The sequence below is a fragment of the Mycobacterium kansasii ATCC 12478 genome, assembly GCF_000157895.3.
Lineage (GTDB): Bacteria > Actinomycetota > Actinomycetes > Mycobacteriales > Mycobacteriaceae > Mycobacterium > Mycobacterium kansasii.
In genome coordinates, this window is record NC_022663.1 from 6,387,034 (window position 1) to 6,406,344 (window position 19,311).

At 66.1% G+C, this 19,311-nt stretch carries 16 protein-coding genes; 10 read left to right on the plus strand and 6 right to left on the minus strand.

Going from position 1 to position 19,311, the window contains the following annotated elements; all coding sequences use genetic code 11:
• Positions 1-102 precede the first annotated feature (102 nt).
• Positions 103-3,009: an ATP-binding protein gene (locus MKAN_RS32655; protein WP_023374026.1), complete on the plus strand. Its 2,907-nt coding sequence runs from the start codon at positions 103-105 to the stop codon at positions 3,007-3,009.
• A 3-nt stretch (positions 3,010-3,012) separates the two neighbouring features.
• On the opposite strand, the gene MKAN_RS27555 is transcribed toward MKAN_RS32655, so the two are convergent.
• Positions 3,013-3,282 carry a DUF4242 domain-containing protein gene (locus MKAN_RS27555; RefSeq protein WP_023374028.1) on the minus strand — a complete coding sequence of 90 codons (270 nt, stop codon included), beginning with the start codon at positions 3,280-3,282 and terminating at the stop codon, positions 3,013-3,015.
• 374 nt (positions 3,283-3,656) lie between these two features.
• On the opposite strand from MKAN_RS27555, the gene MKAN_RS27560 reads away from it, so the two are divergent.
• The gene (locus MKAN_RS27560) at positions 3,657-4,682 is read left to right on the plus strand and encodes an alpha/beta hydrolase (protein WP_042314104.1); all 1,026 of its coding nucleotides are present in this window, start codon (positions 3,657-3,659) and stop codon (positions 4,680-4,682) included.
• Between the two features lie 328 nt (positions 4,683-5,010).
• On the plus strand, positions 5,011-6,453 hold the full coding sequence (locus MKAN_RS27565) for a serine/threonine-protein kinase (protein ID WP_036394264.1): 1,443 nt from the start codon (positions 5,011-5,013) through the stop codon (positions 6,451-6,453).
• A gap of 68 nt (positions 6,454-6,521) precedes the next feature.
• On the opposite strand, the gene MKAN_RS27570 is transcribed toward MKAN_RS27565, so the two are convergent.
• Both MKAN_RS27570 and MKAN_RS27575 read right to left on the minus strand, forming a co-directional pair.
• Positions 6,522-7,865, minus strand: a complete 1,344-nt coding sequence (locus tag MKAN_RS27570) for a PPE family protein (protein WP_023374034.1) — start codon at positions 7,863-7,865, stop codon at positions 6,522-6,524.
• Positions 7,866-8,323: 458 nt separating this feature from the next.
• Positions 8,324-8,629: a hypothetical protein gene (locus MKAN_RS27575; RefSeq protein WP_036394260.1), complete on the minus strand. Its 306-nt coding sequence runs from the start codon at positions 8,627-8,629 to the stop codon at positions 8,324-8,326.
• A 278-nt stretch (positions 8,630-8,907) separates the two neighbouring features.
• On the opposite strand from MKAN_RS27575, the gene MKAN_RS27580 reads away from it, so the two are divergent.
• Positions 8,908-11,550, plus strand: a complete 2,643-nt coding sequence (locus tag MKAN_RS27580; protein ID WP_036394258.1) for an FHA domain-containing protein — start codon at positions 8,908-8,910, stop codon at positions 11,548-11,550.
• 21 nt (positions 11,551-11,571) lie between these two features.
• Here MKAN_RS27580 and MKAN_RS27585 read toward each other — a convergent pair whose 3' ends face one another.
• Positions 11,572-12,093, minus strand: coding sequence for a GNAT family N-acetyltransferase (locus MKAN_RS27585; RefSeq protein WP_225722974.1), 522 nt, complete (start codon positions 12,091-12,093; stop codon positions 11,572-11,574).
• A gap of 136 nt (positions 12,094-12,229) precedes the next feature.
• On the opposite strand from MKAN_RS27585, the gene MKAN_RS27590 reads away from it, so the two are divergent.
• Genes MKAN_RS27590 through MKAN_RS27600 form a run of 3 tightly spaced genes read left to right on the plus strand, consistent with a single transcriptional unit; the run spans position 12,230 to position 15,887 of the window.
• On the plus strand, positions 12,230-13,852 hold the full coding sequence (locus MKAN_RS27590; protein ID WP_036394255.1) for a class I adenylate-forming enzyme family protein: 1,623 nt from the start codon (positions 12,230-12,232) through the stop codon (positions 13,850-13,852).
• Entirely contained in the window at positions 13,839-14,612 is a 774-nt protein-coding gene (locus MKAN_RS27595; protein ID WP_023374044.1) for a class II aldolase/adducin family protein, read from the plus strand. The genes MKAN_RS27590 and MKAN_RS27595 overlap by 14 nt, the downstream gene beginning before the upstream one ends.
• A 6-nt stretch (positions 14,613-14,618) precedes the next feature.
• The gene (locus MKAN_RS27600) at positions 14,619-15,887 is read left to right on the plus strand and encodes an amidohydrolase family protein (protein ID WP_023374046.1); all 1,269 of its coding nucleotides are present in this window, start codon (positions 14,619-14,621) and stop codon (positions 15,885-15,887) included.
• 14 nt (positions 15,888-15,901) lie between these two features.
• Here the strand turns inward: MKAN_RS27600 and MKAN_RS27605 are convergent, their stop codons facing one another.
• Together MKAN_RS27605 and MKAN_RS27610 are read right to left on the minus strand one after the other, a co-directional pair.
• Entirely contained in the window at positions 15,902-16,318 is a 417-nt protein-coding gene (locus MKAN_RS27605) for a CBS domain-containing protein (RefSeq protein WP_023374048.1), read from the minus strand.
• A gap of 104 nt (positions 16,319-16,422) precedes the next feature.
• A complete protein-coding gene (locus MKAN_RS27610; RefSeq protein ID WP_023374050.1) occupies positions 16,423-17,205 on the minus strand; it encodes an SDR family oxidoreductase in 783 nt (260 codons plus the stop codon).
• A gap of 120 nt (positions 17,206-17,325) precedes the next feature.
• Here MKAN_RS27610 and MKAN_RS27615 point away from each other — a divergent pair, with 120 nt between their 5' ends.
• The 3 genes from MKAN_RS27615 (at position 17,326) to MKAN_RS30880 (ending at position 19,309) form a co-directional block, all read left to right on the plus strand.
• On the plus strand, positions 17,326-18,147 hold the full coding sequence (locus MKAN_RS27615) for a class I SAM-dependent methyltransferase (RefSeq protein ID WP_099185141.1): 822 nt from the start codon (positions 17,326-17,328) through the stop codon (positions 18,145-18,147).
• Between the two features lie 27 nt (positions 18,148-18,174).
• Positions 18,175-18,972: an SDR family NAD(P)-dependent oxidoreductase gene (locus MKAN_RS27620; RefSeq protein ID WP_023374054.1), complete on the plus strand. Its 798-nt coding sequence runs from the start codon at positions 18,175-18,177 to the stop codon at positions 18,970-18,972.
• A gap of 103 nt (positions 18,973-19,075) precedes the next feature.
• On the plus strand, positions 19,076-19,309 hold the full coding sequence (locus MKAN_RS30880) for a hypothetical protein (protein WP_133163542.1): 234 nt from the start codon (positions 19,076-19,078) through the stop codon (positions 19,307-19,309).
• The last annotated feature ends 2 nt before the right edge of the window (positions 19,310-19,311 follow it).

The following is a 19,311-nucleotide window of genomic DNA, read 5'->3' on the forward strand; positions in this document are numbered from 1 at the left end:
CAGAGGTCCCAGGTCATGACCACAACGAGGGATTGTCGAGCCATCCCGCGATAGTCAAGTCTGACTATCGACCGGCCGCGACACCGCGATTACCTTGACACCATGGCGCAGTGGGTGCAGCCACCGCTTCCAGCCGAGCTGATCGCCCGTCGCGGCGGTCCGATGGTGGGCCGCGACGCAGAACTCGCGGTATTCGAGCAGGCCTGGGAACGGGTGGAAAGCGGTAACCGTCAGGCGGTGTTCGTCGGCGGTGAACCGGGGGCCGGCAAGACGCGATTGGTTGCCGAGGTCGCCGGAACGCTGGCCGAACACGGGGTCGCGGTGCTGGTGGGCGGTTCGACGGCCGACGCGGGCGTGCCGTATGCGCCGTTCACCGAGGCGCTGGACCGTCTGCTGACCACCGGTCCGCCGGGGTCGATGGGGGAGCTGCTGGCCGACGTGGCAGTCCAGCTGCGCCGGCTGACAACCGAGGTCGACCGCCATCTGCCCGGTGTCGCCGCCGAAGACGACGTGGGGGCGCCCCGGCGGGCTCTTTTCGACGCGTTGACCGGCTTCTTGCGGCGCCTGAGCGTCGATCGCCCGATCGCGTTGGTGCTCGAAGATCTCCATTGGGCGCAGCTACCCACCCTCGCGATGCTCGAACATGTGCTGATCGGCTGTGCCGATGTCCGCATGCTGGTGGTGGCCACCTTCCGCACCACCGAACCGGACCGCACCGAGGAGCTGGTCACCCGGCTGGCCGATCTGCACCGGTTCGACGGTGTCCGGCGCCTCGACCTGGAGGGCCTGGACACCGAGGCGATCGCCGAGTTCGTCCGCCGCACACAGCAATTGCCCACGCCGTCCCTGCGCAGCACCGCGGCCCTGCTACGCGACAAGACCGGCGGCAATCCGTTCTTCCTCAACGAACTGTGCAACCACCTGGAAATCCGGGGCGGGATAGCGGCGCTGGGTTCGCAGCGGACCGTCCCGGCGTCGATCGGCGACGCCATCGCCCGGCGACTTGGCGGACTTGGCGCCACCGTCCGTGAAGTCGTCGAGCAGGCAGCGGTGCTGGGCCAAACGTTCGACCTGCCCGCGCTGATCGCGACCAGTCAGACCGATCTCACCGCGACGCTGGCAGCGGTCGATTCGGCCGAAGCCGTCGGGCTGGTACGGGCGGTGCCCGACTCCGATGGCGAGTTCGCCTTCGTGCACGCGCTCACTCGCGAGGCGGTGCTCGGTGGGATGGCGGCATCTCGGCTGCGGATTCTGCATGCGCGCGCGGCCGAAGCGCTGCAGGGGCGCGCGGACCCGTCGGTGATTCCCCGTCTGGCCAACCATTACCTGGTGGCGCACGTGCTGGGCTACCACGAGCAGGCGCTGCGCTACGCGGGCCAGGCGGCGCGGATGGCGGAACAGAGCCTGGCCTACGAGGACGCGGCCAAGTGGTACGAGCGGGCGGCCTCCCTCGCCGAGTTGAAGCTCGCCGACCGGGCAAAGCTCAACCTCTGGGCGGCGGCCAACCACATGCGCGCCGGCGATTTCGCCCGCGCGCGGGCCATCTATGAGCGCATCAGCGCAATCGAGGACCCGCTGATTCGGCTGGAGGCCGCAGTCGGTTACGAGGACGCGAGCTGGCGTCCCGGGCTGGCCGACTCCAAGGCGGCCGACCTACTGGCGTCGGCGCTGGAAAGCTGCGGGCTGGACACCGACGACCCGCGCTACATCCACGCTCTCGGCAGTTTCGGACGGGCTCTGGGATTTGCCGGCGAGGCGGCACGTGCCCGCGAAATCAGCGACCGCGCAATCGAACTCGCGCGGGCGGTCGATGATCCGACAGTGGTTCAGCATGCCTTGATGACGAGCCTTTGGCACCTGACGCCGGACATGTGCGCCATCCAGGAGGAGCGGTCCACCGAACTGCTGCATGCGGCGCAGGCTCGTCGTGACTACGACGCGCTGGGTTCGGCCGCGCACTTTCGCGCCATGGTCAGCTATCTGACGGGGCGGCCCGAGGCCCTGGCCGCTTCGGCCGCCGACATGCAGCGATCGGTACAAGCCTGCGGCCAGCCCTTCTTCGGTTTCATCAGCGCGTGCGTCGAGCAAGCACTGGCATTCCTGCGCGGCGACTTCGCCGGTGCGGAAAGGTGGGCCGACATCGCGTTGCGCACCGGCAATTCGTTCGGCGCTGACGGAACCGAAGGCTCGCACGGAGTACAGATGTTCATGATCCGCCGCGAAACCGGCGGGCTGGACAGATTCGCCGGCTTCGTCGACGGCAGCGAGAGATTCGCCGGCCGCTGGGTCCCCGGCCTGCTGGCGCTGTACACCGAGCTCAACTGCGAACGCGGCATGGCCCGTGCCCTGAACCATTTGCTCAACCGCAATCTCGGCGACCACACCGACGAGGCTCAGTGGACGATGGAGCTGGTGTTCATGACGGAGGCGGCCTTAGCGCTGGGCAACCGGGAAGCGGTGCACGCGCTGCGCCCGTTCATCGCCCGCTATGCCGGCAAGAACCTGTTGGCGGGCCAGTTCGTCGCGCTGTTCGGCAGTGCCGACCGGTATCTGGCCCGCATCGCGGCACTGGGCGGTGACGATCAGGCGGCTGAGCGTCTTTTCGGCGCCGCGCTGGAGATGGACCGGCGGATGGGTTCGGTAGTCCATGTGAGCGAGACGCTGGCCCGCCAAGCCTTGTTTGAAGCATCGCGCGGGCGAGCCGAGGCGGCCCGGCGCCTGGCGGACGAGGCCTGTGCCATCGCCGGGCCGATCGGCCAGGTGCGGGTTCTTGGCCTGGTGGATTCGTTGCTGACGGGGGATCTCGCGGGTCCGGATGGGCTCACCGACCGGGAGATCGAAGTGCTGCGGCTGCTGGCAGCGGGATTGAGCAACCGGGCCATCGGCGAACGGCTTTACATCAGTACCAACACGGCCGCCAATCATGTTCGCAGCATCCTGATCAAGACCGGGGCGGCCAATCGCACGCAGGCGGCCATGTATGCTGCCGACCACCAACTGCTGGGGTGACGATCAAATGTCGGTCGACGCTCCGTCCGGCAAGACGCGTTCGCTGACCTCGACGATGACGTCGGCCGGAAGACCGGCCCGCGAAGCCGCGGTCCGGATCGCCTCCGGCGAGGGTGCCTCGTAGAGGCAATACGTCTTTCGTTTGTCCGCTGACAGGAACGAATACAGCCAACGAACACCCTCCTCGGCATTGATCCGATTGATGCCATCGGCGACCTCGAAGGTGGGTTCCAGCTTTTCGGCATAGGTGCGCTCGACCATGAATATCGGCACACGGACTCCTTTGCGCCCTTTGCGCAGGCTGACGGGTCGAACCTGCCCTGCGTCGGTTCATCATACGGCCGCGGTCCATGACCACTTCCGCTACCAGTAGTAGCGGAATAGCGGGGGTGCTCGACGGCTTTCCGGGTGACGATAGATTAGCCACACCCGGAAAGACGGTTGCGAATTTGCGGAAGCACATTTATCACCAGCCAGGCGCACAAGCGACAGGTACCCAACGGCCCGGCACATTGCAGTAGGGGTATACCCAGTTCTTTGTCGGATAAACGTGACGAATCCTACTCGCGGTGCCGGCAGATACCGCAGTTTGGTGGCCGTCGGCCAGGGTATTCAGTGGCCATCATGAGGAGTTGATCGCAATGGTCATGATCAAGAATCCCCGGCACACCCGGGCGAGGAAGCCGGATGGCCGGCGAATTCACCATCGCCACAGTCCGCAATCGATCGCCGTCTCACTTGCCAGCCGGTTGATCGTAAAGAACACGGTTCGTGCCTGGGCCATCCAACCGAATTTGCGTTGGCCATTTGATTACATCGACAGCTTAGCGGGTTTGCTGCCGCGTTTTCGGTCGTCGGTCAGGATTGACCCGGTACGCCTCGATCACTGCGCTGCAGAATGGGTTCGAGCGACGGGTGTTTCCCCGACACGGGCAATTCTTTACCTGCATGGCGGAGCCTTCCTCACCTGCGGACTCAACACCCACCGCTCCCTGGTGTGCCGCTTGTCGAGGGCGGCGGATGCCGGTGTGCTCACCGTCGGATACCGCAAGCTGCCGTCGTACCAGATCACCGACGCGATCGAGGACGCGTTGAGCGGCCTTTCCTGGTTGCAGGATCACGGCTTCGACGGCGAGCAGGTTGTGGTGGCGGGCGATTCGGCGGGCGGATACCTGGCGTTCATGACGACGTTGTCGGCGATCCGCAGCCACCTCGCGAAGCCGGCCGGCATCGCCACCGTCTCGCCGTTCACCGATCCCGATCCGGCCCGCAAGCTCGCCCACCGAAACGCGCGCCGCTGTTCGATGTTCACCTGCGGAGCCCTGTCGATGTTCGCTCGGTACCTGGGCGAGGTGCAGCTTCCACAGGATCGGCCGAAATCCTCACGTCGGGTCGAGTCCCCGGTGGACGCCGACCTATCCCCGTTACCGCCCGTCGCCATCCATGCCAGTTCAGACGAACTGTTGCTGGCCGACGCCGAACTCATGGCGAAACGGCTCACCGCCGCGGGAATCCGGTGTGATCTGCACCTGTGGGACGGCCAGATTCACGATTTCCCGCTGGCGGCGGACGTCTTGCCGGAAGGCAGGCGGGCCATTCGATACCTCGGCGACTTCGTCAAAGAGGTCACCGACGGTTGCGCGGCGCGCACGCCCGCTGCAGCAGCCGGTTAGCGCCTATCGCGGATTTCGCGAGCCAATCAACTCCCAGTCGACTTCCTGGTCGAATTCCTGCCGCTGCGGTTCGTCCAGCTCGTCGCCCATCAGCGCGGTTTCCCGTGCTCCTGCCAGTCGTAGGCCGTCGTCTCGAGAGGCACGCCGTGGGCCTGAGACCAGGTTGGGGCCGCTCCGTCAGATCCGCCGGCGCCCGGGCGTCGAAAACGCGACAATCCGGTAGCCGGGGGCGCAGCACCCGTGTGATCGATCACAGCCGGTAGGTCCTGACCTGGCCGGACACCCTGATCTTCGGCGCCTCGACGGCATGGCGGGCTACGATGCCGCCATGCCGCTCGCCGAAGGTTCGACGTTCGCGGGCTACACCATCGTCCGACAGCTGGGCTCCGGCGGGATGGGCGAGGTCTACCTGGCCCGACACCCGAGACTGCCCCGCCAGGACGCCCTGAAGGTACTTCGGCCGGAGGTGTCCGCCGACACCGAGTACCGGGAACGCTTCAACCGTGAAGCCGACGCCGCGGCGTCGCTGTGGCACCCGCATATTGTCGCGGTGCACGACCGGGGCGAAACCGACGGCCAGTTGTGGATCGACATGGATTATGTCGACGGTGTGGATGCCGTACGGTTGCTGCGCGAGCGGTATCCCAACGGGATGCCGGGCCCCGAGGTCACCGCCATCATCACCGCGGTGGCCGAAGCGCTCGACTACGCCCACGAACACAAGCTGCTGCACCGCGACGTCAAGCCCGCCAACATCCTCATCGCCAAGCCAGACTCCCCAGATCGGCGAATCATGTTGGCCGACTTCGGGATCGCTGGTTGGGTGGGCGAAGCCAGCGGGTTGACCGCGACCAATATGACCGTGGGCACCGTGTCCTACGCAGCGCCCGAACAGCTGATGGGCCAAGACCTCGACGGCCGGGCCGACCAGTACGCCCTGGCGGCGACGGCGTTCCACCTGCTCACCGGCACCCCACCGTTCCAGCACTCCAACCCCGCCGTGGTGATCAGCCAGCACCTCAGCGCCTCACCCCCGCCGATCGGTGATCGGTTGCCCGCCCTGGCGGACCTCGACCCGGTATTCGCCAAGGCACTGGCCAAAGATCCCAAGGACCGGTATCAGCGGTGCATCGACTTCGCTCGGGCGCTCGGCCATCGGCTGGGCGGTGGTGGCGATGCCGACGAAACTATCGCCCGACCCGTCGCGGTGCCCGTACCGCCGGCCAAACGGTCGTTGGTGCGACCAGCCGTGCTGATCCCCGCGCTGCTAGCGATACTGCTGGTCATCGCGACCTTGGTGGCGCTTCGCGAGTTCCAGCGCGCCGACGACGAGCGCGTCGTGTCCGCAACGACGTCCGGCTCGCCGGCGACCACGACCACTTCGGCGCCAACGACGTCCACTACCACGACTAGCACCACCACGCCGCCGACCACACCGTCGACCACCGCGGCGGCGCAGACCGAAACCACCACGTCGGCAGCCCCGGCTCCCGTCGTGGTCATCGGCGCCGTGTGCGCGCCGCAGGGCAGTACCGGCCTCACCAAGACCGGGGCGACCGCCTACTGCTCGACCCTGCAGGGCACCAACACCACCATCTGGTCGCTCACCCCGGGCACGGTCGCGAGTCCGACGATCCCCGCCACCGCGGAGCCCACCGAGTCGCCGCTGCCCACCGAGCAGGAATCGCCGATCCGGATCTGCATGCAGCAGACGGGCCAGACCCGTCGGCAATGCCGCGAGGAGATTCGCCGCAGCAACGGCTGGCCCTGATCACCGCTGCGAACACGCGGTTTCGCGGACTCGAACGCGTCCGCCGCAAGGGCTGCTGGCGCCGGTGCTCAGCTGGCCATGCTTGAATCCCAGGTACCCGGCAACATCGGCACCGCCACGTCGCCGCCGAACTCGCTGTTCAATACGGTCAATCCGGCCGGTCGCAGGACGGCCCCGTCGGGCGCGGTCCCAGCAATACTTGAGATCTCGGCGCCCGATTCGGATGCCAGCACTTCCGACCCTGCTGAAGAACCGGAAGCGCCGGCCTGCGCCGCCACCGAGCTCGCCGCTGCGGCCGCATGCGCGGCCGAGCCGGTCGCCGGGGCGATTCCGGCCGACAGCGCGACGGGTGACGTGGCGAATCCGCCCATGGGCAAAGGAGTCGCAACACCGGTTTGCGGCACAGCCGGTGAAACGCCCACCATTTCCGCCGCCATAGCGGCACCACCGAGCAGCTCGCGTATTGCCTGCGCCACCGCTGCCGCGGCGTTGTCGACCGCCCAGTACAGCGTTCCCAGCACCTTCCCCAGGAACACGGCCAGCTGCTGGACCACCGCCATGGCCGCGCGCAGCGTGATATCCAGGAAGATGAGGACCAGCTGAACTTGGTCCAGCAGCAATACCAGCAGGTCGCTGATCAGAAGGTTCAGTATCTTCACCATTTGAAGTACATAGCCGGCAAGCAAGACCACGTACGCGACCACGAGTTGAAGCAGGTCGAAGAGCATTTGAACCCCGAATCGGGCCACCTCGGAGACCAACTCCCATAGCGCCTGGGTCAGCACGTGGGCCAGCGTTTCAAGCAGCTGCCAGATTATGTTCCACCAGGGAGGTTTGGGGGGCGGGGGGAAGCTCCCGACGTGGCCGACGTGGTGTTTGACTATGGCGGGGGCCGGGGGGGTATGCGGTGCCGCGACCAACGCCGCACCACTTACGGCAGCGTACACACTCATCGTGACCGCGGCCTGGACCCACATCCGCGCATAATCGGCCTCGTTGAGCGCAATCGGGATTGCATTAATCCCAAAGAAATTCGTCGCCATCAACACCGCGTGAGCGATGTGGTTGGCCGCCAGCTCACCGAGGGTCGGCATTGCCGCCAACGCGGAGGTATATGCCGCAGCGACGGTTTCATGCTGGGCAGCTGCGTCCAGGCTGTCGCTGCTGGCCTTCGTCAACCATGCCACGTATGGCAGGTGGGCGGCGGCATAGCTTTCGGCGCTTGGGCCCTGCCAGTCCGCAGCCTGCACGCCGGCCAATAAGACAGTCAATTCCGCTGCCGCGTCGGCATATTCAGTACTCAGCGACGTCCACGCGTCCGCCGCAGCCAACAATGGGCCGGGCCCCGGACCGCTGCTCAACGTCGTCGAATGCGCCTCCGGCGGCCACGCCATCCAGATTTGGGCAATCATCAAGAACCTCCCGTTATGACCCGAGACGCCGCCGCGCGATCAACAAGGGCATTCGGCCTCGGTACGGCGAATGCTCTGGCGCGGGAGCGCGCCCAGCCTTCGGCATCACCGCACATCAAGCACACTTCTCCTAGTGTCGAGAACCCGCGCACCGCTGCGCGGTGATCAAGTCGCGCTCGAAAATTCTTGTCCGGACACGACTTCCGCGACTTGGCATAGTGTTGGCGCTGACGACCCGCGTGCCTAGGGTTGATTGGTCCCCCAAGTGCCAGATGGATGGGACAAAGCGCCCGTGGCATCGACCGCCCTGCCGCCGGGGGTGTGCAATACGCTGCGACAAAGGTTCAACCCGAGGCAACATGCACAGCGAAGCTCATGGCCCCTTAGGCAGGCGACGGTCGTGTCGTCACGCCTCGGCTTAACCCACTAGGCGCCGATAGCGCGGCACAAATCAGCGGTTACACACACCCGCTGACGCTGATGCGCCGGCCGACATTGGCGCAGACGTTGATGTTTGGTGCCGGCGGCGGGGGAGGCGGATAGTCTTCCGGCAACGGGGCGTATTCAGACGGGGGCGGAACGTAGGGGGCTACCGCGTCGGCGATGTTGGCACATCCGCTGACCGAGACTCGCCGGCCGGCGTTGACGCACACATCCGCGTTCGCTTGGGCGGACGGCGCCATGATGGCGAACACTTCTGGCACGGCGGTGAATGCCAGTACCGCTGTCGCTAACACGGCCGCGGGCCGCTTCCAGGGGCGCATCGAGATCTCCTTGCTGCTGGCCGGCACCTGCCCGGCTTTCCCAATCGATCGCGTGGGGCTGGTTGGGCAACGAATTTTATCCGCGCTCTCGTGCAACCAAGCACATGTCATCCTGCGCGCCGCCGGATTCGACGGCGGATACCGGACCTGGTTGACGAGTCTCTGCCTCGCGTGGGCGTTCGGGCCAGTGCACGATGTTCGCGAACTGATTACCCGCGACGAACACTCATCCACGTCTTGTTCTGCAGTTGGCGCTGCTGCCGTTACAGTTGGTCCCGATGACCCAAACAGTCGCGCCGCCCGTGCTGACCGTGCGATACAACGGAGCTGAGCGCACCTTCGCAGCAGGCCACGATGTCGTTATCGGCCGTGATCTACGCGCCGACGTCCGTGTCGCGGACCCGCTGATCTCGCGAGTACACCTGTTGCTGCGCTTCGACCAGGGCCGCTGGATCGCCATCGACAACGGCAGCCTCAACGGCCTCTATGTCAGCAACCGCCGCGTACCGGTCGTCGACATCCACGACGGCCAGCGGATCAACATCGGCAATCCCGACGGTCCGGCGCTGGACTTCGAGGTCGGTCGCCGCCAGCAGGGTTCTGTCGGGCGTCCACCGCCGACGACGGCGATGCCGGTGCCGCCAATCCCGAGCGGACCCTGGCCGGCCCACGCGGCGCCGCAGACCGGCGCCCAATGGCAGCCGCACCAGCCGCCGCCGCAGCCACAAGCGGCACAGCAGCCACCGCCGACCACCCGGATTCCGGCCCAACCGCCCAGCGCGCCACAGCACGCGCCGCCGTCGGGGCCGCCGCCGCACTATCCGACCGGCGCTCAACCGGTCCGGCCGCAGTCGGGGCCCCAGCCGGCACCGCAGATTTACCGCCCGCCCGCGGCGAGTCCGCCGCCTCCGGCAGCCGTGCGTCCGAGCGGTGAAACGGGCAACATCGCGACGTCGATGATGAAGATCCTGCGGCCCGGCAAAGCCGCCGGGGAGTTGCCGCCCGGCTCGCTGCGGATCGGCCGGGCCGACGACAACGACATCGTCATCCCCGAGGTGCTGGCGTCGCGCCACCACGCCACCCTGGTCCCGACGCCCGGCGGCACCGAGATCCGCGACAACCGCAGCATCAACGGCACTTTCGTCAACGGGGTGCGGGTCGAATCGGCGCTGCTGCATGACGGCGACGTCGTCACGATCGGCAACATCGACCTGGTTTTCGCCGGCGGCGCGCTGGCGCGTCGCGAAGAGACGTTGCTGGAGACGCGCACCGGCGGTTTGGATGTGCGCGGGGTGACGTGGACGATCGAGAACAATAAGACGTTGCTGGACAACATTTCGCTGACCGCGCGCCCGGGAATGCTCACGGCCGTCATCGGTCCCTCCGGCGCGGGCAAGTCGACCTTCGCGCGGTTGGTGGCCGGCTACACGCATCCGACCAGCGGCACCGTGGCGTTCGAGGGCCACAACGTGCACGCCGAATACGCCTCGCTGCGAAGCAGGATCGGCATGGTCCCGCAAGACGACGTGGTGCACGGCCAGCTGACCGTCAAACAAGCGCTGATGTATGCCGCCGAGCTGCGGCTGCCGCCCGACACCACCAAGGAAGACCGGGAACAGGTGGTTGCCCGGGTACTCGAGGAACTCGAGATGTCCAAGCATCTCGAGACCCGGGTCGACAAGCTGTCGGGCGGTCAACGTAAACGTGCCTCGGTGGCGCTGGAACTGCTGACCGGACCGTCGCTGCTGATCCTCGACGAACCGACCTCGGGCCTGGACCCGGCGCTGGACCGCCAGGTCATGACCATGCTGCGACAGTTGGCCGATGCCGGCCGGGTGGTCCTGGTGGTCACCCATTCGCTGACCTACCTCGACGTCTGCGATCAGGTGCTGCTGCTGGCCCCCGGCGGCAAGACGGCGTTCTGCGGGCCGCCCAACCAGATCGGCCCGGCCATGGGCACCACCAACTGGGCCGACATCTTCAGCACGGTCGCCGACGACCCGGACGGCGCCCAGTCCCGGTATTTGTCGCGCACGGGCCCGCCGCCGCCACCACCGCCGGCCGAGCAACCAGCCGAGTTGGGCGACCCGTCGCACACCAGCCTGTTCCGGCAGTTCTCCACGATCGCCCGGCGACAGATCCGGTTGATCGTCTCCGACCGCGGCTACTTCGTCTTTCTGGCGCTGCTGCCGTTCATCATGGGTTCGCTGTCGATGTCGGTACCCGGTGACGTCGGCTTCGGTTTCCCCAATCCGATGGGCAATGCCCCCAACGAGCCCGGCCAGATCCTGGTGTTGCTCAATGTCGGCGCCGTCTTCATGGGAACAGCGCTGACCATCCGCGACCTGATCGGTGAGCGGCCCATTTTCCGGAGAGAACAGGCGGTCGGCCTGTCCACCACTGCGTACCTGATCGCCAAGATCTGTGTGTACACCGTGTTCGCGGTGGTTCAGTCGGCGATCGTCACGATCATCGTGCTGATCGGCAAGGGCGGCCCGACGCAGGGTGCGGTGGCATTGGGCAAGCCGGGTCTGGAGCTGTTCGCCGACGTCGCGTTGACCTGCGTCGCCTCAGCGATGCTCGGGCTGGCGTTGTCGGCTATCGCCAAATCCAATGAGCAGATCATGCCGCTGCTGGTGGTCGCGGTGATGTCGCAGCTGGTGTTCTCCGGCGGCATGATTCCAGTCACCGGGCGTGCCGGTCTCGACCAGATGTCTTGGGCCACACCGGCGCGCTGGGGATTTGCGGCCTCGGCGTCCACCGTCGACCTGATCAAGTTGGTGCCCGGCCCGCTGACCCCCAAGGATTCACACTGGCATCACACGCCCGGCGCGTGGTGGTTCGACATGGGCATGCTGGTTCTGATCAGTGTTTTCTACGTCGGCTTCGTGCGGTGGAAGATCCGCCTGCCGCGAGGCTGATTGCGGTGCCGGTAGGACGACTCAGCCCCGGCTCGTGGATCGATGCAGGGTGAAACCTATCTGGGGCACCGCCAGCAGGCCCGGTATCAGGGTCAACAGGACGGATCGTCCGTCGCGCTGGAAGCCCTTTTTCTGGTAGAAGCGCCGCGCCCGGTGGTTCATTTCGGCACACCATAGGACGGCATCGTGCGCGGGCTCGGAGTTGAGCGCATGATCGAGCAACAACCCGCCGATGCCCCGGCGCTCATCTCCCACGGCCACATAGAGCGCGTCGATCTGGAGGTGGTCAGGGTTTCCAGGTTCCGGCCCGAAGATAATCATGCCGGCAATTCGTTCCCGCGATTCGGCAAGCCACATGGCCCATCCGGGGCGGCTCACCGTTAACGGGTATTCCCGATCGACCCACGTCTGCCAATCGAAGAGGTCGAGCAGCTCGGTGGCCACGATTCCCCGGTAGGACAGCCGCCAACTCTGATAGTGCATCGGCGCGACGTTCGCGTAGTCCGCCGGCTCGGCTTGCCGGATCGAGAAACCGTCGGGCATCTGCGTCACGCTCGCTCCCGCTGGTTTGCTCGAGGGGGATGTGTTGAGGGGAGGGTAGCGCAGCGCCGCCGCGTGGGCCGATTCGCGCCCTGGCGGGTCCGGATGACGCGTGACGCTGCTTTCCTATCATTTGGTGATGGGTGCCGGTGGGTTCGATACCGTGGGGTCTCCGGCGTTCAGCGCCGAAGAGTCGGCCCGCTACCGTGCGGCCGGTTGGTGGTCGGACACCACGCTGTCCGATGCGGTGCGTCGAAACGCCGAACTCTCGCCCGGCCGGGCCGCCTATGTCGACCACCCGGGCGGATTGCTGACGTGGAGCGAATTCGACTGTGGCGCAACGATTTTGGCCGAACAGCTGGCGGACGTCGGGGTGCTGCGCGGGGATCGGGTGGCGGTGTGGCACGGCGACTCGGCGGCCATCCACGTGCTGTTCATCGCGATCGAGCGCTGCGGCGCCGTCGTCGTAGGGCTAGGCGCGCGTGCCGGTCCTCGCGAGATCGTCGACATCCTGCGTCAAACCCGGCCGAAAATCCTGATCAGCGATCAGCAGCACAGCAGCGTCGCAGCGGACGTGGCCGTCGAATACCCGGTGTCGTTGCTGGTGCTCGGCGGGCACCGGGCAGTGCCGGCGTTGCGCGTCGAGACCGAACCCGGGGTGCTGGACAGCGACTGCCGGCTCGGGCCTGACGACGTCTTCCTGATCAACTCCACCTCCGGTACCACCGGGCGTCCCAAATGCGTCGTACACACCCAAAACCGCTGGCATTATTTTCATCTGAAGGCTGTCGCGCACGGGTTGCTGACCGCTGACGACGTGTTCCTGCCGGTCATCGCGACACCGTTCGGGTTCGGGATCTGGACCAGCCACACGACGCCGATCCATCTCGGTGCCACCGTGGTGGTCCTGGACCGGTTCAGCACACGGGCGGCGGCGGCGGCGATAGCCGCTCACCGGGTCAGCGTATTGTGTTGTGTCAGTACGCAGTTGACGATGCTGATGGCCGACGCAGGTTGCCGGGATTACGATCTGAGCTCGCTGCGTGTCGTTTTCACCGGCGGTGAGGCGGTGCCGTACCGGCCGGCCGCAGAGTTCGAGGAACTCACCGGAGCCAAGATTTTGCAGTTCTACGGCTCCAACGAGACCGGGCTGCTCAGCGGGACCACGCTGGATGACGAGCGGCAACGCCGGCTGCGGACCGCTGGACGGGTGGTGCCGGAGATGTCGGTCCGGCTTTTCGACGGGGATCGCGACGTCACGACGACGGGCCACGGCCAGCCCGCCTGCCGGGGACCGGCGACCAGCCTCGGCTACCTGGACGGCACCGACCACGACACGCTGTTCACCGCCGACGGGTGGATGCGCATGGGTGATCTCTGCGAGATCGACGCCGAGGGGTACCTGACTGTCACAGGCCGGATTTCCGAGTTCATTGTGCGCGGTGGCAAGAACATCAGTGCGGCGCAGGTCGAAGACGCCGTGCTGACTCATCCGGCGATTGCCGTGGCCGCCGCGGTCGCGATGCCCGATCCGGTGTTCGGCGAAAAGGTGTGCCTCTATGCCGAACTCGTCGGCTCGCACACCCTGGAGCTGGCCGAACTGTTGAATCATCTGCTGAGCTTGGGCTATTCCAAAGAGCTACTGCCCGAGCGACTGATCGTGGTCGACGAACTGCCTCGTTCCTCGGGTGGCAAGGTCGCCAAGAGCGCGCTCCGCGAAGACATTCGCGCCAGGATGGAGGTCGATGATGAACACTGCTGAGCCACGCCCGGGCGGCCTGGAGGTGTGGGCGCCGGCCGTGATGCCCCCGATCGGAGTCGAGCTGTCCCACGAGCAGGCGCTGGCCGTGGCCTTTCGCCACCTCGCCGCGATCGGGTTCGCGGAGAACATGGCCGGACACATCACCTGGCAACCCGACGGGCACACCGACATGCTGGTCAATCCGTGGGGGTTGTGGTGGCAGGAGCTCACCGCGTCGGATATCTGCGTGGTGGACGCCGACGCGCGAGTGGTACGCGGCCGGTGGGATGTCACCCCGGCGATCCACATCCATACCGAACTGCACCGCGTCCGGGACGACGCAAGGGTGGTCATTCACAACCACCCCTACTACGTGTGTGTACTGGCCGCGCTGGGCAGGCTGCCCGAGCTGGTGCATCAGACCGGCTCGCTATTCCTCGACGACCTGTGCCTGGTCGACACCTACCATGGTGAAGTCGACAGCGCTTCCCGCGCCGCGGATCTCGCGGCACACATCGGAGACGCCAACCTGACGATCCTGGCCAACCACGGCGTCATCGCAACCGGACGCAGTCTGGCTGAAGCCGTCTACCGCGCCGCGTCGATCGAACGGGTATGCAAGCTGGCCTACGACGTCATGCTCACCGGCAAGGAACCCGCACAGATGAAGTGGGCGGACATGGCGGGTATGCAACGCTCGCTCGTCGAACGCGCCGCCGACGTGTACTGGGCCGGTGCCGCGCGGATGGCCATCAAGGCTGATCCGGAAGTTCTGCGGTGAACGGCCATGAAATCGATTGATGAGCTGGCCGCGGACCCGAACTTCACGACCGCCAGGACCGGCGCGGACCGGTCGGTGACGTTTCTGCCCGACCCGCCGCGGGCACAACGGCACTACACGGTGATCTCGGTCGACGACCACATCGTCGAACCGCCGGATACCTTCACCGGACGCCTGCCCCACAGGTTCGCCGACCGGGCGCCGCACGTCGTGGACACCGACGACGGCGGCCAGACGTGGGTCTACGACGGTCAGCTGTTGCCCAACGTCGGGTTCAACGCCGTGGTCGGGCGACCGGTCGCTGAGTACGGTTTCGAGCCGATGCGCTTCGACGAAATGCGCAGGGGTGCATGGGATATCCATGCGCGCATCAAAGACATGGATCTCAACGGCGTCTACGCCTCGCTGAACTTCCCGTCATTCTTGCCCGGCTTCGCCGGCCAGCGGCTACAGCAGGTGACCAAGGATCGCGACCTGGCGCTGGCGTCGGTGCGGGCATGGAACGACTGGCATCTGGAGGTCTGGGCGGGCTCCTATCCCGATCGGATCATTCCCTGTCAGCTGCCGTGGCTGCTGGATCCCGACGTCGGCGCGCAAATGATCTATGAGAACGCCGGGCGCGGCTTTCACGCCGTCACGTTCAGTGAGAACCCGGCGATGCTGGGGTTACCGAGCATCCATTCGGGCCATTGGGATCCGATGATGGCGGCGTGTGCCGAAACCGGGACCGTGGTGAATCTGCATATCGGGTCGTCGGGTTCGTCGCCGTCCACCACCGACGACGCGCCGCCCGATGTCGCAGGTGTGCTGTTTTTCGCCTATGCCATTTCGGCTGCGGTCGACTGGTTGTACTCGGGTCTGCCCAGCAGGTTCCCCGATCTCAAGATCTGTCTGTCGGAGGGCGGAATCGGCTGGGTCGCAGGACTGTTGGATCGCCTCGACCACATGCTGAGCTATCACCAGATGTATGGCACCTGGCAGAGCATGGGTGAAACCCTCACTCCGGCAGAGGTTTTCACCCGCAACTTCTGGTTCTGTGCGGTGGAGGACAAGTCGTCGTTCGTCCAGTACGACCGCATCGGTGCCGACAACATCATGTTGGAAGCCGACTACCCGCACTGTGATTCGACGTGGCCGCACACCCAACAGACGATCCACGAACAGATCGGTGGGCTGCCTGAGCCGGTGATCCGCAAGGTCACCTGGGAGAACGCCGCGCGGTTGTACCGTCACCCGGTACCGGCCGGCATCCAGCGCAGCCCCGATGCCTTCTGACCGCCGGTCCCGGGTCAGCCCATGTCGAGATCGGCTTCGGCGCAGTAGACACCGAGCAGGTCGCGAGCCGAAACGATCCCGGCCGGCATACCGTCCTGCTCCACCAGAACATGACGGATGTAGCGCTGCATCATCCAGTTGGCCACCTGGTCGACGGTCGCATCGGCGTCGCACCACACCAGCTTGGTGGTGGCGATGTCCAGGGCCCGTACAGTATTCGGGTCTTTCCCGGCGGCCACGACCCGGACGATGTCGCGTTCGCTGACCAGCGCGGCGGGCCGTTCGTCGTCGCCGATGACAATTGCCCCGACGTTGTCGGCCACCATCGCGTTAGCGACGTCGGCCACGGTGGCGTCGGCGACGACACGGGCCACCGGGTCACCGGTAACGGTGGAAATCGGAAGCGATCCGGCAGAAGGAAGGGTAGTCACGCCACCATCTCACCCGGCCCCGCCCACGCGTTCTAGTGACTTGAGTCCTCAAATCAGGTGGCCTTAGTACCGGTGCGAGTGCCAAGCCAGGCTCGGCTGCCGGGCTACGTGACCCAATCAGGTTGCTGGGCAACGTCGACGGCGGAGAAGTCTTTGTGCCCCAGGCCCGCCACGGTGCCGCCGTCGACGACGAATTCCGAACCGGTGGAATAGCTCGACTCATCACTGGCCAGGTACACGACGAGGTTGGACACCTCCTGCGGTTCGCCGGCGCGGCCGAGCGCGGTCTGGAACAGGTCCTCGGGCACCCATTGCGTCATCGGTGTCCTGACAAGTCCGGGATGAATGGAGTTCACCCGGATTCCGTTGACTCCGAGTTCCACCGCCGTCGACTTGGTCAACCCGCGCACCCCGAACTTGGTCGCGGTGTAGCCGTGGGAGGCCATGGTGCCGGCCAGCCCTTCGATGGAGGAGACATTGATGATGGACCCGCGGCCCGCGGCTTTCATGGGCTTGACGACCGCGCGGATGCCCAGGAACACGCCGGTGAGGTTGACGTCGAGAATCCGCCGCCATTCCGACAGTGCGTAGTCCTCGATGGTTCCGATGTTGAGGATGCCGGCGTTGTTCACCAGGATGTCGAGCCCGCCGAACCTGTTCAGGGCCGCCTCGACCGCTGCCTGCCACTGATCGGGATCGGTGACGTCGAGGTGGACGTAGCAGGCCGCGGCTCCGATGTCGGCGGCCACGGCTTTGCCCTCCTCGTCGAGGATGTCGCCGAAGACCACTTTGGCGCCCTCGGCCACGAGCGCCCGCACGTGAGAGGCACCCATTCCCCGGGCGCCTCCGCTGACAAGGGCGACTTTGCCGGTTAGTCGGTTTGGCATTCCCCGATACTTCCACGATCACCTCCGCGAAGACCACGGCCCTCGCCGGTGAGCAGTCCGCTTCGGTACGCTCGGGACCGTCCGCACGCTGGGCCGGTGAGATCCGGAGATTGGTGGGCAATCGTGGCGTCTCCCAAGGTCGACTTCAGCTCGATCGGTTGGGGTTCGGTGGAATGGACGAACTTGGTGACCCTGTACTTGCGTGCGTATGAAAGCCGTTCCCGTAAGCCCATCCTGGGTGATCGGACGGCCGCCGCAGCGGTGGATCGGATCGACTACGACTTCAAGCGGATACATCGCACCTCGCTGCCCGCCACCAATCAGTATCTGGTCGTGCTGCGTGCCAAGCAGCTCGACGACTGGTGCGCTCATTTCCTTCGACGGCATCCCGATGCGGTTGTGCTGCACCTTGGCTGCGGGCTGGACAGCCGCGCATATCGTCTTGCGGTCCCCGCTTCGGCGCAGTGGTTCGATCTCGACCAGCCGAGCGTCATCGACTTGCGGCGCCGGCTCTACCACGAAACGGACAACTACCGGATGATTGGTTCGTCGGTGACCGATCCCGGCTGGTTGCAGCAGATTCCGACCGGACGTCCCACGCTGGTCGCCGCCGAAGGGCTGCTGATGTACCTTGCCGAAGGCGATGTCCGGCAGCTGTTCGCGCGCCTGACCGACCGATTCGAGCACGGCGAAATGCTTTTCGACACCATCTCGCCGATGGGTCCCCGGCTCTCGAAGATATTCACCAAAGGCATCGTCAAGTGGGGCATCGGCGATGTCCGAGACATTGAACACTGGAACCCGAGGCTGCGTTTCCGCGAACAGACCTCCGCACTAGCCAGCTATCAGAAAATCGAGGCGACTCCGGTGCGGTTGATGTACCGACTACTGCATGCGACTCCGTTCGGCGACTATGACGTCTTGAACCGCTTCGAATACTGAGCCGCCGGATCGACTAGCGTCGAGCGAATGGAACTAACGGGCAAAACTGTCCTGCTCACCGGAGCCACCGGCGGCCTCGGACGAGCGATCGCCGCGGCACTCGCCGACCGCGGCGCGCGACTGGTCCTGAGTTCCCGCAAACCGGCGGAGCTGGACAAGCTCGCGGCTTCGCTGAGCGGACTCGACCATCGAACGATCATCAGCGACCTGTCTGAATCCGGCGCCGCAGTTGCCTTGCTCGCCGAAGCGGGGGAGATCGACATCCTGGTCGCCAATGCCGCGCTGCCGGCCTCCGGAAAACTCGACAGCTTCACTGCCGAGCAGGTAGACCGTGCGCTGCGGGTCAACCTCGAGGTGCCGGTACAGCTGACGCGCGAACTGATTCCGGTGTTCACCAAACGAAGGTCTGGGCACTTCGTCTTCCTCTCGTCGATCTCCGGCAAGGCCGCTACACCGCGCGCCTCGCTCTATGCGGCAACGAAATTCGGCATCCGGGGCTTCGCGCTGTGCCTGCGCGACGATCTACGGCCGGCCGGGGTGGGTGTCTCGGTGATCAGCCCGGGGGCGATTGGCGGCGCCGGGATGTTCGCCGATTCGGGGGCCGCCATGCCGCCGCTGATCGGCACCGGCACACCCAGACAGGTCGGTGCGGCCGTGGTCACCGCCATCGAGCGAAATCGCGCCGAGGTCACCGTGGCCCCGCTGCGTCAGCGGGCACTGGCCCGGTTCGCGGCGAACGCCCCCGAGATGTCGTCGCGACTGGCCGGGGGGATCGTCGCCAAGGCGGCGGACGAGATCGCGGCGGGTCAGACCGACAAGCGGTAACGGCGCGGCGCGGCACCTGGCACCCTCACACCGGGTGCCGCCACCCCTTATCTGAACCGTCCTGGGTTTCGTGCACACCTTCTTCTGAGGGAAGGATGGCGCGATGCCAAGCAGATACGACGCGGAACTCAAGGCCAAGGCCGTTCGGCTGCTTCGGGAGCACCCACTAGCCCGACCCGGTGCGCTCCCTGCCCGATCACCACGACCGCACCCGCGCCTGTACCCCGGAGCCGACAAACCCGCACTGCTCGTGGCTCTGGCTGACGCGGTCCACTGCGACACCGGGCCGCAGCGCACCGCCCCGCCTGGGGTGCTGGCGCTGCCGGCCACACCATAAGC

Excerpts from the sequence above, each read along its gene's own strand:
- MKAN_RS27620 (WP_023374054.1), top strand. The coding sequence starts at position 18,175 with ATGGAACTAACGGGCAAAACTGTCCTGCTCACCGGAGCCACCGGCGGC.
- MKAN_RS27590 (WP_036394255.1), top strand. The coding sequence starts at position 12,230 with ATGGGTGCCGGTGGGTTCGATACCGTGGGGTCTCCGGCGTTCAGCGCC.
- MKAN_RS27565 (WP_036394264.1), top strand. The coding sequence starts at position 5,011 with ATGCCGCTCGCCGAAGGTTCGACGTTCGCGGGCTACACCATCGTCCGA.
- MKAN_RS27570 (WP_023374034.1), bottom strand. The coding sequence starts at position 7,865 with ATGATTGCCCAAATCTGGATGGCGTGGCCGCCGGAGGCGCATTCGACG.
- MKAN_RS27575 (WP_036394260.1), bottom strand. The coding sequence starts at position 8,629 with ATGCGCCCCTGGAAGCGGCCCGCGGCCGTGTTAGCGACAGCGGTACTG.
- MKAN_RS27580 (WP_036394258.1), top strand. The coding sequence starts at position 8,908 with ATGACCCAAACAGTCGCGCCGCCCGTGCTGACCGTGCGATACAACGGA.
- MKAN_RS27610 (WP_023374050.1), bottom strand. The coding sequence starts at position 17,205 with ATGCCAAACCGACTAACCGGCAAAGTCGCCCTTGTCAGCGGAGGCGCC.
- MKAN_RS27585 (WP_225722974.1), bottom strand. The coding sequence starts at position 12,093 with ATGCCCGACGGTTTCTCGATCCGGCAAGCCGAGCCGGCGGACTACGCG.
- MKAN_RS27600 (WP_023374046.1), top strand. The coding sequence starts at position 14,619 with ATGAAATCGATTGATGAGCTGGCCGCGGACCCGAACTTCACGACCGCC.
- MKAN_RS32655 (WP_023374026.1), top strand. The coding sequence starts at position 103 with ATGGCGCAGTGGGTGCAGCCACCGCTTCCAGCCGAGCTGATCGCCCGT.
- MKAN_RS27560 (WP_042314104.1), top strand. The coding sequence starts at position 3,657 with ATGATCAAGAATCCCCGGCACACCCGGGCGAGGAAGCCGGATGGCCGG.
- MKAN_RS30880 (WP_133163542.1), top strand. The coding sequence starts at position 19,076 with ATGCCAAGCAGATACGACGCGGAACTCAAGGCCAAGGCCGTTCGGCTG.
- MKAN_RS27595 (WP_023374044.1), top strand. The coding sequence starts at position 13,839 with ATGAACACTGCTGAGCCACGCCCGGGCGGCCTGGAGGTGTGGGCGCCG.